This is a genomic window from Streptomyces sp. NPDC026672, assembly GCF_040638185.1.
Classification (GTDB): domain Bacteria; phylum Actinomycetota; class Actinomycetes; order Streptomycetales; family Streptomycetaceae; genus Streptomyces.
The window spans coordinates 300,625-313,241 of sequence record NZ_JBEZXS010000004.1 but is presented as its reverse complement, the minus strand read 5'-3'; the positions used below and the strand labels follow the sequence as shown (position 1 = coordinate 313,241).

The 12,617-nt window shown below is 74.6% G+C and carries 12 protein-coding genes; 5 read left to right on the top strand and 7 right to left on the bottom strand.

Annotation, left to right across the window (positions count from 1 at the left end; translation table 11 throughout):
- Window positions 1–96 precede the first annotated feature (96 nt).
- From hutI to hutU, 4 genes are all read right to left on the bottom strand, one after another.
- A complete protein-coding gene (gene hutI, locus AB0F77_RS06480) occupies window positions 97–1,272 on the bottom strand; it encodes an imidazolonepropionase (RefSeq protein ID WP_361942417.1) in 1,176 nt (391 codons plus the stop codon).
- A 26-nt stretch (window positions 1,273–1,298) separates the two neighbouring features.
- Window positions 1,299–2,636, bottom strand: coding sequence for a formimidoylglutamate deiminase (locus tag AB0F77_RS06475; protein ID WP_361942414.1), 1,338 nt, complete (start codon window positions 2,634–2,636; stop codon window positions 1,299–1,301).
- The gene (locus AB0F77_RS06470) at window positions 2,633–3,832 is read right to left on the bottom strand and encodes an allantoate amidohydrolase (protein WP_361942554.1); all 1,200 of its coding nucleotides are present in this window, start codon (window positions 3,830–3,832) and stop codon (window positions 2,633–2,635) included. Before AB0F77_RS06470 ends, AB0F77_RS06475 begins: the two co-directional genes overlap by 4 nt.
- 80 nt (window positions 3,833–3,912) lie before the next feature.
- Complete coding sequence (hutU, locus tag AB0F77_RS06465; protein WP_361942411.1) at window positions 3,913–5,577, bottom strand: urocanate hydratase; 1,665 nt, start codon at window positions 5,575–5,577, stop codon at window positions 3,913–3,915.
- 130 nt (window positions 5,578–5,707) lie between these two features.
- On the opposite strand from hutU, the gene AB0F77_RS06460 reads away from it, so the two are divergent.
- The 5 genes from AB0F77_RS06460 to AB0F77_RS06440 all read left to right on the top strand — a co-directional run bounded on the left by AB0F77_RS06460 (window position 5,708) and on the right by AB0F77_RS06440 (window position 9,469).
- On the top strand, window positions 5,708–7,123 hold the full coding sequence (locus AB0F77_RS06460) for a diaminopimelate decarboxylase (RefSeq protein WP_361942408.1): 1,416 nt from the start codon (window positions 5,708–5,710) through the stop codon (window positions 7,121–7,123).
- Window positions 7,124–7,259: 136 nt separating this feature from the next.
- Window positions 7,260–7,646, top strand: a complete 387-nt coding sequence (locus AB0F77_RS06455) for a hypothetical protein (RefSeq protein ID WP_361942405.1) — start codon at window positions 7,260–7,262, stop codon at window positions 7,644–7,646.
- Window positions 7,643–8,542, top strand: coding sequence for a transcriptional regulator (locus AB0F77_RS06450; protein WP_361942402.1), 900 nt, complete (start codon window positions 7,643–7,645; stop codon window positions 8,540–8,542). The genes AB0F77_RS06455 and AB0F77_RS06450 overlap by 4 nt, the downstream gene beginning before the upstream one ends.
- Window positions 8,543–8,573: 31 nt before the next feature.
- Window positions 8,574–9,071 (top strand): roadblock/LC7 domain-containing protein, encoded by a 498-nt coding sequence (locus tag AB0F77_RS06445; RefSeq protein WP_361942399.1) that lies wholly within the window; start codon window positions 8,574–8,576, stop codon window positions 9,069–9,071.
- A 23-nt stretch (window positions 9,072–9,094) separates the two neighbouring features.
- Window positions 9,095–9,469, top strand: coding sequence for a hypothetical protein (locus AB0F77_RS06440; RefSeq protein WP_361942396.1), 375 nt, complete (start codon window positions 9,095–9,097; stop codon window positions 9,467–9,469).
- Between the two features lie 2 nt (window positions 9,470–9,471).
- Here AB0F77_RS06440 and AB0F77_RS06435 read toward each other — a convergent pair whose 3' ends face one another.
- The 3 genes from AB0F77_RS06435 to AB0F77_RS06425 all read right to left on the bottom strand — a co-directional run bounded on the left by AB0F77_RS06435 (window position 9,472) and on the right by AB0F77_RS06425 (window position 12,494).
- Window positions 9,472–10,056 carry a hypothetical protein gene (locus AB0F77_RS06435; protein ID WP_361942393.1) on the bottom strand — a complete coding sequence of 195 codons (585 nt, stop codon included), beginning with the start codon at window positions 10,054–10,056 and terminating at the stop codon, window positions 9,472–9,474.
- 90 nt (window positions 10,057–10,146) lie between these two features.
- Window positions 10,147–10,989 (bottom strand): MurR/RpiR family transcriptional regulator, encoded by an 843-nt coding sequence (locus AB0F77_RS06430; protein WP_361942390.1) that lies wholly within the window; start codon window positions 10,987–10,989, stop codon window positions 10,147–10,149.
- Entirely contained in the window at window positions 10,986–12,494 is a 1,509-nt protein-coding gene (locus AB0F77_RS06425; protein WP_361942387.1) for an aromatic amino acid ammonia-lyase, read from the bottom strand. Before AB0F77_RS06425 ends, AB0F77_RS06430 begins: the two co-directional genes overlap by 4 nt.
- Window positions 12,495–12,617 lie beyond the last annotated feature (123 nt).

The window sequence follows — 12,617 nt, the reverse complement described above, 5'->3', positions numbered from 1 at the left end:
GGTGACGTGGGAGGCGGCCCGGCGCACTCGCGCCGGGCCGCTGCCGTGTCCGTACGTCCCGCGGGCCCCGGTGGGACCAGGCCGGGAGCACGCGGGTCAGACCACGCGTACGCCCCGCCGCCACACGCCGCTCACCAGCGGCACGCCCGGCCGGTAGGCCAGGTGGACATGGCTCGGCGCGTCCAGCAGGGTCAGGTCGGCCAGGGCGCCGGGCACGAGCCGGCCCACGTCGGTGCGGCGCAGGGCCGCCGCGCCGCCCGCCGTCGCCGACCACACCGCCTCGTCCGGGGTCATCCCCATGTCCCGCACCGCGAGCGCGACGCAGAAGGGGACGGAGGAGGTGAAGGACGAGCCCGGGTTGCAGTCCGTGGACAGGGCCACCGTCACGCCCGCGTCCAGCAGCCGGCGCGCGTCCGGCCACCGGGCGCGGGTGGAGAACTCCGCGCCGGGCAGCAGCGTGGCGACCGTGCCGCCGCTCGCGAGCGCGTCCACGTCCGCGTCCGTGAGGTGGGTGCAGTGGTCGGCGCTTGCCGCGTCGAGCTCGACCGCCAGCTGGACACCGGGGCCGTACGAGAGCTGGTTGGCGTGGATGCGCGGGTGCAGGCCCTTCGCCCGGCCCGCCGTGAGGATCGCGCGGGCCTGGTCCCCGTCGAAGGCGCCCTCCTCGCAGAAGACGTCGATCCAGCGGGCGTGGGGCGCGCAGGCGTCGAGCATCTCGCCGGTGACCAGGGCGACGTAGCCCGCCGGGTCGTCGGCGAACTCCGGGGGGACGACGTGGGCGCCGAGGAAGGTGACCTCGTCGGTGTGCTCGGCGGCGATGCGCAGGGCGCGGGCCTCGTCGGCGACCGTCAGGCCGTAGCCCGACTTGGTCTCGAAGGTGGTCGTGCCCTGGCGCAGGGCCTCCCGCAGATAGCGGGCGACGTTCGCCGACAGGTCCGCGTCGCTCGCCGCCCGGGTCGCCGCGACCGTGGTGCGGATGCCGCCCGCGCTGTAGGGGCGGCCCGACATACGGGCGTTGAACTCCTGTGTGCGGTCGCCCGCGAAGACCAGGTGGGAGTGGGAGTCGACGAAGCCCGGCAGCACCGCCCGGCCGGCCGCGTCGACCCGATTGTCAGTGGCGGGTGCTTTGCTGGATTCACCGGTCCACACGACGCGGTCGCCCTCGATGACGACGGCCGCGTCCCGGACCAGTCCGAGCGGGGAGTTGTCACCGAGAGAGGAGTCGTTGGTGACCAGTGTGGCGATGTTCGTGATGACGGTGCTGCTGCTCATGGCGTCCTCGGTGATGGCGGTGGGCTTCAGCCGCGCAGGGCTCGGATCGCGCCGGCCAGCGCCGACGGCACGTCGGGGACGAGCAGATGGACCCCGTCGCGCACGACGTGCCGCCCGCCCACGACCGTGTGCCGCACGTCCGCGGCGGACGCGGCGAATACGGCGGTCTCCGCGCCGAGCCGGGGCTCCGGTCCCGCTGTCCTGACCGAGTCGAGGGCGATCGTCGTCAGGTCGGCGAGCGCGCCCGGCGCGATCGTGCCGGCCTCGTCCCAGCCGAGCGCCGCGTGACCGTCCGCGGAGGCGGCGCGCAGCAGGGCCGCGGCCGTCCAGTGGCCCCGGGTGCGGGTGCGCAGCCGCTCGTCCAGCTCCATGGCGCGCGCCTCCTCGAACAGGTCGATGACGGCGTGGCTGTCGGAGCCGAGGGAGAGCGGGGAGCCGGCCCGCTGGAGGGCGGCGGCGGGTCCGATGCCGTCGGCGAGGTCCCGCTCGGTGGTCGGGCACATGCAGGTGCCGGTGCCGGAGTCCCCGAGCAGGTCGATGTCGGCGGCGGTGAGGTGGGTGTTGTGCACACCGGTGGTGCGCGGCCCGAGCACACCGTGGTCGGCGAGGAGCCGGGTGGGGGTGCGGCCGTGGGCCTCCTGGCAGGCGTCGTTCTCGGCGGTCTGCTCGGACAGGTGCACGTGGAGCGGGGCCCGCCGCTCCTCGGCCCAGCGCGCCACGGTGGCCAACTGGTCGGCGGGCACGGCCCGTACGGAGTGGACGGCCGCCCCGATCCGCGCGTGATCCCGTTCCTTGAGAAGTGCACAGCGTTCGGCCCAGGCGTCCGCGTCGCCGTCGGAGAAGCGGAGCTGATGGGCGGTGGGCGGCTGTCCGAAGCCGGAGGACAGATAGGCGGTGTCGAGGAGGGTGATGCGGACACCGGCTTCGGCGGCGGCCGCGATCAGGGCCTCGCCCATCGTGTTGGGGTCGGCGTAGGGGGTACCGCCGGGCTGGTGGTGCAGGTAGTGGAACTCGCCGACCGAGGTGACGCCGGCCAGGGCCATCTCCGCGTACACGGCGCGGGCGAGGGCGTGGTAGGTGTCGGGGGTCAGCCGGCCGGCGACGGAGTACATGACCTCGCGCCAGGTCCAGAAGGTCCCGGAGCCCACCTGGACCGTGCCGCGCAGCGCCCGGTGGAAGGCGTGGCTGTGCGCGTTCGCGAGGCCCGGCAGGGTGAGTCCGCGCAGGACCTCGGCGCCGGGCGGCGGCGCGGGGGTGCCGGTGCGCACGGCGGTGATCCGGCCCTCGTCCGTCTCCAGGGCCACGCCCTGCTCGACGTGGGTGCCGAGCCAGGCGTGCTCCAGCCAGTACGTCCGCTTGGTCACGTGGCGAGCCCTTCCAGTACGTCGGCGAGCGCGGTCACCCCGGCCAGGCAGTCGTCCTCGGCCGCGGACTCGGCCGGGGAGTGCGAGACGCCGGTGGGGTTGCGCACGAACAGCATGGCGGTCGGGACGCTCCCGGAGAGGATGCCGGCGTCGTGTCCGGCCCCGGTGCCGAGGACGGGCACCCTGAGGTCGGTGTCCCGGCCGAGGACGCGGACGAGTTCGTCGCGCAGGGCGTGGTCGAACTCGACGACAGGCGTGAACGACTCGCGGACGACGTCGAGGTCGACGCCGTGGACGGTGGCGTATTCGCGGGCCGCCTGTTCGATGCCGCCGACGACGATGTCGAGGGTCTTCTGGTCGGCGGCGCGGGAGTCGAGCCAGCCGCGCACCAGTGAGGGGACGGCGTTGACTCCGTTGGGTTCGACGGAGATCTTGCCGAAGGTGGCGACGGCACCGGCGAGGCCGGCCTCGCGGCGGGCGGCGAGCACGGTCTCGGCGTAGGACAGCATCGGGTCGTGGCGGTCGACGAGCCGGGTGGTGCCGGCGTGGTTGGCCTCGCCCCGGAAGTCGAACCGCCAGCGGCCGTGCGGCCAGATGGCGCTGGCGACGCCGACCCGGTCGCCGGTGAGGTCGAGGGCGCGGCCCTGCTCGACGTGGAGTTCGACGAACGCGCCGATGCGGGCGAGCCGTTCGGGGTCGGGGCCGATGGCGTCGGGGTCGTGTCCCGCGGCCTCCATGGCCCGCGGCAGCGTGATCCCGTCGCCGTCGGTGAGCCGGTGGGCCTGCTCGACGGTGAGGTGTCCCGCGGTCAGCCGGGAGCCGACGCAGGCGAGCCCGAACCGGGCGCCCTCCTCGTCGCCGAAGTTGACGACGGCGAGGGGCCGGGTGAACCGGACGTTCCTGCCGCGCAGTTCGTCGAGCGCGGCGAAGGAGGACACGACGCCGAGGGGGCCGTCGAAGGCCCCGCCGTCCGGCACGGAGTCCAGATGGGACCCGGTGACCACGGCGTCGCCCTGCGCGGGGTCCCCGAGCCAGGCCCACTGGTTGCCGTTCCGGTCGACCTCGTAGGCGAGGCCGCGGGCCTCGGCCTGCTGCCGGAACCACGCCCGGCACTCGCCGTCGGCGCCGGTCCAGGCGAACCGCCGGTAGCCACCGGACCCGCGGTCCCGCCCGATGGGCAGCAGCTCCCGCCACATCGTGTGGAAGGAGTCCGCGGACGGACCGGGCGGCGGGCCGTCGCCCCGCACCGGCCCGGGACCGTCGTCCGCTCGCACCGTCACGCGTCGTCCCCCTCGCGCATGGGCACCCGCACGCCCCGCTCCTGGGCGACCGACTCGGCGATGTCGTAGCCGGCGTCCACGTGGCGGATGACGCCCATGCCGGGGTCGTTGGTGAGCACACGGCGGATCTTCTCGCCGCCGAGCTTCGTGCCGTCCGCGACCGTCACCTGCCCGGCGTGGATGGAGCGGCCCATGCCCACGCCGCCGCCGTGGTGGATGGACACCCACGACGCCCCGGACGCCACGTTGACCATGGCGTTGAGCAGCGGCCAGTCGGCGATCGCGTCGGACCCGTCGAGCATGGCCTCGGTCTCGCGGTAGGGGGAGGCGACGGAGCCGCAGTCGAGGTGGTCGCGGCCGATGGCCAGCGGGGCGGCCAGTTCGCCGCTCGCGACCATGTCGTTGAAGCGCTCGCCGGCCTTGTCGCGCTCGCCGTAGCCGAGCCAGCAGATGCGCGCGGGCAGGCCCTGGAAGTGGACGCGTTCACCGGCCAGTTTGATCCAGCGGGCCAGCGACTCGTTCTCCGGGAAGAGGTCGAGGATGGCCCGGTCGGTCTTGGCGATGTCGGCCGGGTCGCCGGACAGCGCGGCCCAGCGGAAGGGGCCCTTGCCCTCGCTGAACAGCGGCCTGATGTAGGCGGGGACGAAGCCCGGGAAGGCGAACGCCCGCTCGTACCCGGCGAGTTGGGCCTCGCCGCGGATGGAGTTGCCGTAGTCGAAGACCTCGGCGCCGGCGTCCTGGAAGCCGACCATGGCCTCGACGTGCCTGGCCATGGACTCCCGCGCGCGGGTGGTGAACCCGGCCGGGTCCTTGGCGGCGGCGGTCGCCATGTCCTCGAAGGCGATGCCGACCGGCAGATAGGCGAGCGGGTCGTGGGCGGAGGTCTGGTCGGTGACGATGTCGACGGGCGCGTCCATCGCGAGCAGTTGCGGGACCAGTTCGGCGGCGTTGCCGAGGACGCCGATGGACAGCGGCCTGCGGGCGTCGCGCGCCTCGACGGCCAGGTGGAGGGCGTGGTCCAGCGAGTCGGCGCGCACGTCGAGGTACCGGTGCTCGATGCGGCGCTCGATGGCGCGCGGGTCGCAGTCGATGCAGAGGGCGACGCCGTCGTTCATGGTGACCGCGAGGGGCTGGGCGCCGCCCATGCCGCCGAGGCCGGCGGTGAGGGTGATGGTCCCGGCGAGGCTGCCGCCGAACTTCTTCGCGGCGACGGCGGCGAAGGTCTCGTAGGTGCCCTGGAGGATGCCCTGGGTGCCGATGTAGATCCAGGAGCCGGCGGTCATCTGGCCGTACATGGTCAGGCCGAGGGCCTCCAGACGGCGGAACTCCTCCCAGTTGGCCCAGTCGCCGACGAGGTTGGAGTTGGCGATGAGGACGCGCGGGGCCCATTCGTGGGTCTGCATGACGCCGACCGGGCGGCCTGACTGGACGAGCATGGTCTCGTCCTGCTTGAGGGTCCGCAGCGTGCGGACCATGGCGTCGAAGGAGCGCCAGTCGCGGGCGGCCTTGCCGGTGCCGCCGTAGACGACGAGCTTGTCGGGGTGCTCGGCGACCTCGGGGTCGAGGTTGTTCTGGAGCATCCGGAGGGCGGCCTCCTGCTGCCATCCCAGGGCGCTCAGTTCCGTACCGCGCGGCGCTCGTACGGGCCGTGGTCCTGACATGGTCTGCCTCCTGGCGGTTGCTCCCGACGGACTGTTTTACTGCGGTTATTCACATCCTCGCTTGCTGAATAGAGCTAGTCAATACGCCGTACGTCCGGTGGTGGCGCGGTGGAGGTGCTTCGCTGGAGGCATGGAGTCGAGCGCGGACAGGCCGGGGGACGTCGTGGACGACGAGGCGGCCGGTCGCACCGAGGCGTCCGCACGGGCGGCGCGCCGGGACGAGGCGGTGCGGGCCGCCGTGGAGCAGGGCCTGCTGGGCCCCGACCGTCCGATCGTGGGCCTGCTCGACGTCGTCGGCATCCGGGAGTCCGCCGCCCGGCTGCGGAAGGCGTTCGCGCGCGTGCTGCCGGCCGGCACCCCCGTGCTGCACGCCTTCGCGGTCAAGGCGTGCCCGCTGGTGCCGGTGGTGCGGCTGCTGCACGAGGAGGGCATCGGCGCGGAGGTGGCGAGCCCGGGCGAGCTGGCGCTGGCCCGCGCGGCGGGGCTGCCCGGGGAGCGGATCGTGCTGGACGCGCCCGCCAAGACACCGGCCGAGCTGCGGGAGGCGCTGGCGCTGGGGGCCACCGTCCACGTGGACAACCCGCAGGAGCTGGACCGGCTCGACGCCCTGCACCGGGCGGCGGACCACCGCTCCCCTCTGGGAATCCGGGTGAACCCGCAGGTCGGCGCCGGTTCCATCGAGGCGCTGTCGACGGCCACGGCGACCTCCAAGTTCGGGGTGGCGCTGGGGGACGAGGGCGCCAGGGAGTGGGTGGTGCGGGCGTATCTCGACCGGCCGTGGCTGACCCGGCTGCATGTGCACGCCGGTTCGCAGGGTGTGCCGCTGTGCGTGATCGCCCGGGGCGTCGAGGAGACGTACCGGCTCGCCGAGGAGATCAACCGGCGCGCGGGCAGGCGGCAGGTCGACACGCTCGACATCGGCGGCGGGCTGCCGGTGAACTTCGGCTCGGACGCGACGACCCCGACGTACGCGCAGTACGCGCGGCTGCTGAGCGAGGCGGTGCCGGGGCTGTTCGACGGGCGGTACGGGCTGGTGACCGAGTTCGGGCGGTCGCTGCTCGCCAAGCACGGCACCGTGGTGGCGCGCGTGGAGTACACCAAGCGCTCCGGCGGGCGGGCGGTCGCGGTGACGCACGCGGGCGTGCAGGTGGCGACCCGCACGGTGTACGCGCCGGGGACCTGGCCGCTCAGGATCGCCGCCTACGACACGAAGGGCCGGCCCAAGCCGGGGCCCGACGTGGTGCAGGACGTGGCGGGACCGGCCTGCTTCGCCGGGGACCTGCTCGCCGAGGGGCGGCGGCTGCCGCTGCTGGAGCAGGGCGACCACGCGGCGGCGCTGGACACGGGCGCGTACTTCTTCGCGCACCACTACGCGTACAACTCCCTGCCCCGGCCGGGTGTCCACGGCTTCGCGCCGGACGGGTCCGGGGGCGTGTCCTTCGCGACCGTGCGCACACCGCAGACGCCCGAGGAGATCGTCGCCGAGTCCGGCGGGGCGCACACCGACGCGCTCACCGCCCTGCGCGCACCCGCTCAACGGGGTTGAACACGTGCGCAATTGACCGACCCTAGTCCACCGGACGCATGTTCCACCGGAAAATGCCAGAAGGCTCACCTGCCCCGCACACGGTGCGTAGTTTCTACGTCACTCAGCCGGACGCCCAGGCAGGAGAGGAGCCACTGTGCCCGGAATCGACGAGTGCCTGCTCGACGCCATGCGCCTGCCCGGAGCCCGGGGGGCCGCACTGGTGGACTGGACCAGCGGGCTGGCCCTGGGCACGGTCGGGGACGCGCCCGGCGAGGACCACGAGACGGCCGCCGCCGAGGCCGCGGAACTCGCGCGCACGGCCGCCGAGCACGTCGCCTTCGCCACCGGCGGAGACGACGGACGGCCACCGGTCGAGGACCTGATCGTCAGCAACCGGGACAGCTACCACCTGCTGCGGTTCGTGGACACGCCCTTCGACAGCACCGTGCTGCTGCACCTGTGGCTGGCCCGCGAGGACGGCAACCTGGCCCTCGCCCGCATCCGGCTCGGCGAGATGGCGGGGCGGCTGGTGCTGGGATGACCGTGGTCGGAACCGGCTCCCCGCCGCCGCTGCCCGTACGGGACCGCGCGGCCAACCAGGCGAGGGCCCGGGCCCGCGCCCTGGGCGCCGTCTCCCCGATGCTGGCCCGGCTCGCCGAGGAGCGCGCCACCGGCGTCCTCGTCCGCGAGCACGGCTCGCTGCACCTGACCGAGGGCCGCGTGGTGCACGCCGAGAGCCCGCACGCCCCCGGACTCGACGTGCTCCTGACCGCCCGTGGTCCCCTGGACCCGGACACCTGGCGGCGGGCCGCCGACCGGGCGGGCGGCGCGGCCGGGGCCGTCCGGCTGCTGGGCGAGACGGGTGCGCTGGGCACGGCGGCGCTGGAGATGTGCCTGCTGGGCGCGCTGTACGACGCCGGGTACTTCGCCCTCGCGCCCAGCAGCACCCCGGGCCGCTTCCGCTACGGCGACCCGCTCGCGCCGGCCCCCGCGCGCCCGGTCCCGGTGGCGGAGCTGGAGCGGGAGACGCTGCGCCGCCGGGAGCTGCTGGAGCGGGCCTGGCCCGATCCGGCCACCGACGCCCGGCCGCTCGTGCGGGCCCGTCCCGTGGCCGCCCCGCCCGTCCCGGCCCGCGCGCGGGCCGTGCTGGAGCGGATGGACGGTGTGCGCACGGCGCGCGAGATCGCCCGGGAGCTGGGCCGTCCGGCGTTCCACACGCTGCTGGAGGTACGGCGGCTGGCCGCGGCCGGATTCGTCGTCCCGGGACCGGCGCCGCCCGTGTCCCCTCCCCCGGCCGGCCCCTCGACCACCGCCCCGCCCGCCCGGCCGGCCGTCCACCCGACCGTCCACTTGACCACCCACCCGACGACAGACCCGACCACCGACCCCGACATCGCGCTGCTGAAGAGGCTCAGGGATGCGCTGGAGGCCCTTTGAACGGCTCCGACCCGCCGAAAGGAGCGATGTGATGCCGTCCGAGCCGGTACGGGACGCCGTCCTCGACGAACTGCGCCGGCTGCGCACCCGTCTCCCCCGGCTGACCGGTGCGCTCGCGGCCCGGGTGGACGGTCTGGTCGTCGCCCAGGACACCCCGGGCGTCGACCCGGAGGGACTGGCCGCGCTCACCGCGTCCGCGCTCGGCGGCTCGGTCCTGATCGCGGACGCGACCGCGCAGGGCAGCTTCCGCGAACTGCTGCTGCACAGCACGGGCGGCTACGTCGCGACCTACGCGGCGGGCCGCAGCACGGTGCTGACGCTGCTCGCCGAGGACCGGATCAACGTCGGCCGGCTGCATCTGGAGGGCCGCCGGTTCGGCGCCCGGATCGGGGAGCTGCTCGACGCCGCCGAGGACACGGCCGCCGAGGTGCCCGCGCGGGCCGCCGCCCGGCCGCCCGCCGCCCGCACCAGACCCACCCGCACACCCCGCGGTGCCGCCACCGACGCGCGGACCGCTACCGACAGTTGAACAGCCGAGAGGAAGACTCACCCATGGCGAACACCGAGACCGCGCTCAAAGAGGCCCTGACCTCCATCGAGGGCGCCACCGGCGTCGCGCTCGTCGACTACACCAGCGGGATGGCGCTGGGCACGATGGGCGGCAGCAAGACCTTCGACCTGAACGTGGCCGCCGCCGGGAACACCGACGTCGTACGGGCCAAGCTGCGCACGATGGAACACCTCGGCCTCAAGGGCGAGATCGAGGACGTCCTGATCACGCTGAGCGACCAGTACCACCTGATCCGGCTGCTCAAGAGCCGCGGCGGCAACGGGCTGTTCCTCTACCTCGTGCTGGACGCGGGCCGCGCCAACCTGGCGATGGCCCGGCACCAGCTGCGCAGGATCGAGCAGGATCTGGAGGTCTGAGGTCAGACGAGTGCGGCGGTGCGGCGGCGGGCCCCGCCGGGGGCCGCGTCGCCGGCCGCGACGCCGGTGGCGCGGTACGCCTTGACGGCCTCGCCCGCGGGCCGGCCGCCGCGGCGGTCGAGCCAGTCGACGCGCACCCACAGCAGGGTGTCGGCGGCCCGCTCGCGCCGCCCCAGCCAGGCCGCCTTCAGGCGCAGCCCGGCGCCGGTCCCGGCGAGCAGCATGCCGCCCGCGGCCGGCACGGCGAAGGAGACGCCGAGCGCGGCGGCGCACGCGAGCAGCAGCCACCAGCGGTGCCCGCGCCGCCAGGTGCGCACGCTGACGGACCGGTCCTGGAGCACGTCGTGCTTGCCGGCCCGGACGGCCGCGCGCAGCAGCCGGTCGTAGCGCCGCCTGCGGGTGTACGCGACGACGGCCGCGGCCACCAGGAACAGCGCGGCCCCCGCGAGGACGCCGATGCGCCGCCCGGTCAGTCCGGGCGGGAGCACACCGACGCCCGCGGAGAACACCCCGGCCCACCACAGCGGGCCCGCTCCGGCCCGCACCACGACGGCCACCCGGGCCAGTCCCTGTCCTCCTCGTGCCACGCCGTCCTCCCGCGTCACATCCGCGTCCACGTCCGAGGAGGCGCAGGCTAGGCGACCAACGTGAGACGAGCCTGAGAGCGGCCGGGCGGGTCACTCCACGAACAGCCCCCGGGCCGCGGCCCGCGCGTCGAACTCCTCCAGACGGGCCTGGGCCTCGGGGAGGTCGTCGCACATGGCCTCCAGCAGGACCCGGCCGAGGAGCATGGGCGCGCAGGCGGTGTCGAAGGCGAGGCCGGTGCCCACGGCGGCGGGCAGCAGGAGGTCGGACGCCTTGGCGACCGGGGCGAAGGCGGAGTCGGCGACGGTGACCACGAAGAGGCCTGCCTCCTTGGCGTAGCCGAGGGTGTCGACGACCTCGCGCGGGTGCCGGGGCAGCGCGAAGCACAGCAGGGCGGTGGCCCCGGCGCGCACGGCGGCGTCGATGCGGTCGTGGATCATCGTGCCGCCCTCGTCGAGCAGCCGGACGTCCGGGTGGACCTTGGCGGCGAAGTAGGAGAAGCCGTAGGCCTGGGAGGCGGCGGCGCGCAGGCCGAGCACGGGCAGCGGGCGGGAGGCGGCCAGCATCCGGCCCGCCCGCCGCACGGGCCGGGGGTCGGCCAGCACCTCGGCCAGGTGCCGCAGGTTCTCGATCTCCGCCTCGACGGCCTGCTGGTACTCGTTGTACGAGGCCGCGTCCGCCGCGGGCTCGGCCGGCACGACCTCGCGCAGGTGCTTGCGCAGGGCGGGGTAGCCGTCGAAGCCGAGGGCGACCGCGAAGCGGGTCACGGACGGCTGGCTGACGCCGGCGAGTTCGGCCAGCTCCACGCTGGACAGGAACGGCACGTCGGAGGCGCGCCGCACCATGCTGTGCGCGATGCGCCGCTGGGTGGGCGTGAGCCGGTGCCCCTCGAAGAGCGCCTGCAGTCGGGTCGCAGGGCTGTCGGTCACGCTCATGACGTGCTCCCCCTCCAGATGTCGGTGAACCGGTCGAGCAGTGCGGCGGCGGCCGTCACGTCGTCCGTGAGCGGCCGGTCGGCCGGGTCCGCGTCGAGGACCGCCTCGGCGAGCTCCAGGGCCCGGCCCGCCGGGAGTCCCGGGTCGGGCCTGAGGTCGCGCTGGCGCAGCGCCCGTACGGCGGCGACGAGTTCACAGCCCACCACCAGCCGGTACGCGGCGCACGCGCGCAGCGTCTGGCGGGCGGCGAGCGAGGCGAAGCTGGCCTGTTCCTCGACGCCCCGGGAGAGTACAGCGTGGCCGAGGGAGGCGGGGGCCGAGAAGGCGCGCAGATCACCGAGGGCGGCCGAGGCGGCGTACTCCAGGATCATCACGCCGGAGGAGGCGGGCTCCTGGTCGGCGAGGAAGGGCCGCAGCCGGGTGTAGGCGGGTTCGTTGAGCGTGGAGAGCCGTGAGGTGGACAGCCGTGCGACCTGGGTGAGGGACAGCCTGAAGTGGTCGAGGGCGAGGGCCAGTTGGGCCTGGTAGAAGCCGCCGTGGTGATAGGCGGCCAGGTCCTCGGCGCGGATGAGGGGGTTCTCGGCGGCCGCGTTGATCTCGACGGCGAGCACCTGTTCCAGGGCGTCGGCGGCGTCGTGCGCGGGTCCGTGGATCTGGGGCAGGCAGCGGAAGCCGTAGGGGTCCTGGATGCGGCCGAGCGGCGGGGTGGGCCGGTCGGCGGCGCCGATCAGCACCCGCATGCGCCGGGCGACCTCGACGCTGCCGCGGTGCGGGCGGGCGGCGTGCACGGGGGCGGCGTACGCCTCGTGCGAGCCGTCGACGGCGAGCAGGGAGAGCGCGGCGACGACCTGGGTGGCCTCGACGAGGGCGCGCAGCTCGTGCAGGGCGAGCGCGGACTGTCCGAGGGTGAGGGCGTTGCTGCTGATCAGGGCGAGGGCGTCGTTGTTGTCGAGGGGCTGCGGGGCGGGGGCGCCGGTGCCGCGCCAGGGGTGTTCGCCGGCGAGGGCGAGGCCCAGTTGGGCGAGGGCCGCGAGGTCGCCGGTGCCGACCGATCCGAATTCGTTGACGACGGGGTGCGCGCCCGACTCCAGGGCCTCGCACAGGGCCGTGACCACGCTGGGCCGCAGTCCGGCTCCCCCGGCGAGGAGCTGGTTGGCGCGGACCGCGAGCATCGCGCGGACCTGGCGGGCGGGCAGTTCCTCGCCGATGGCGCCCGCGTGGCTGCGCAGCAGGCGCAGCCCGTGCCCGGCGGCGGCCTCGGTGGGCACGTCCTCGGTGCGGTTGGCGCCCACGCCGGTGGAGCGGCCGTACACCCGTCCGGTGGCGGCGATCTTCCGGGCGGCGTCCCAGGACTCCTCCGCCCGGCGCAGCGCGTCGTTCCCGGGCACGGGGCGTGCGGCGCCGTCGGCGAGCCGTACGACGTCCCCGACGCCGAGTCCGATCCCGTCGAGGACAACCAGGTCGCCGCGTACAGATCCCCGGGCGTCCACGATCCGAGACGACATCAAGCCCAAACTCCCCTCAATCGGGACATCCGATCTTGTTCCCCGGTCATCAGTTACGGCGGATTAACACCGGAGCATTGACAACCTATTCAGACACCAAGAACTCTGCATGACGTTATACAG

Excerpts from the sequence above, each read along its gene's own strand:
- AB0F77_RS06445 (WP_361942399.1), top strand. The coding sequence starts at position 8,574 with ATGCCGTCCGAGCCGGTACGGGACGCCGTCCTCGACGAACTGCGCCGG.
- AB0F77_RS06460 (WP_361942408.1), top strand. The coding sequence starts at position 5,708 with ATGGAGTCGAGCGCGGACAGGCCGGGGGACGTCGTGGACGACGAGGCG.
- hutI (WP_361942417.1), bottom strand. The coding sequence starts at position 1,272 with ATGAGCAGCAGCACCGTCATCACGAACATCGCCACACTGGTCACCAAC.
- AB0F77_RS06425 (WP_361942387.1), bottom strand. The coding sequence starts at position 12,494 with ATGTCGTCTCGGATCGTGGACGCCCGGGGATCTGTACGCGGCGACCTG.
- AB0F77_RS06440 (WP_361942396.1), top strand. The coding sequence starts at position 9,095 with ATGGCGAACACCGAGACCGCGCTCAAAGAGGCCCTGACCTCCATCGAG.
- AB0F77_RS06450 (WP_361942402.1), top strand. The coding sequence starts at position 7,643 with ATGACCGTGGTCGGAACCGGCTCCCCGCCGCCGCTGCCCGTACGGGAC.
- AB0F77_RS06470 (WP_361942554.1), bottom strand. The coding sequence starts at position 3,832 with ATGTGGCGGGAGCTGCTGCCCATCGGGCGGGACCGCGGGTCCGGTGGC.
- hutU (WP_361942411.1), bottom strand. The coding sequence starts at position 5,577 with ATGTCAGGACCACGGCCCGTACGAGCGCCGCGCGGTACGGAACTGAGC.
- AB0F77_RS06430 (WP_361942390.1), bottom strand. The coding sequence starts at position 10,989 with ATGAGCGTGACCGACAGCCCTGCGACCCGACTGCAGGCGCTCTTCGAG.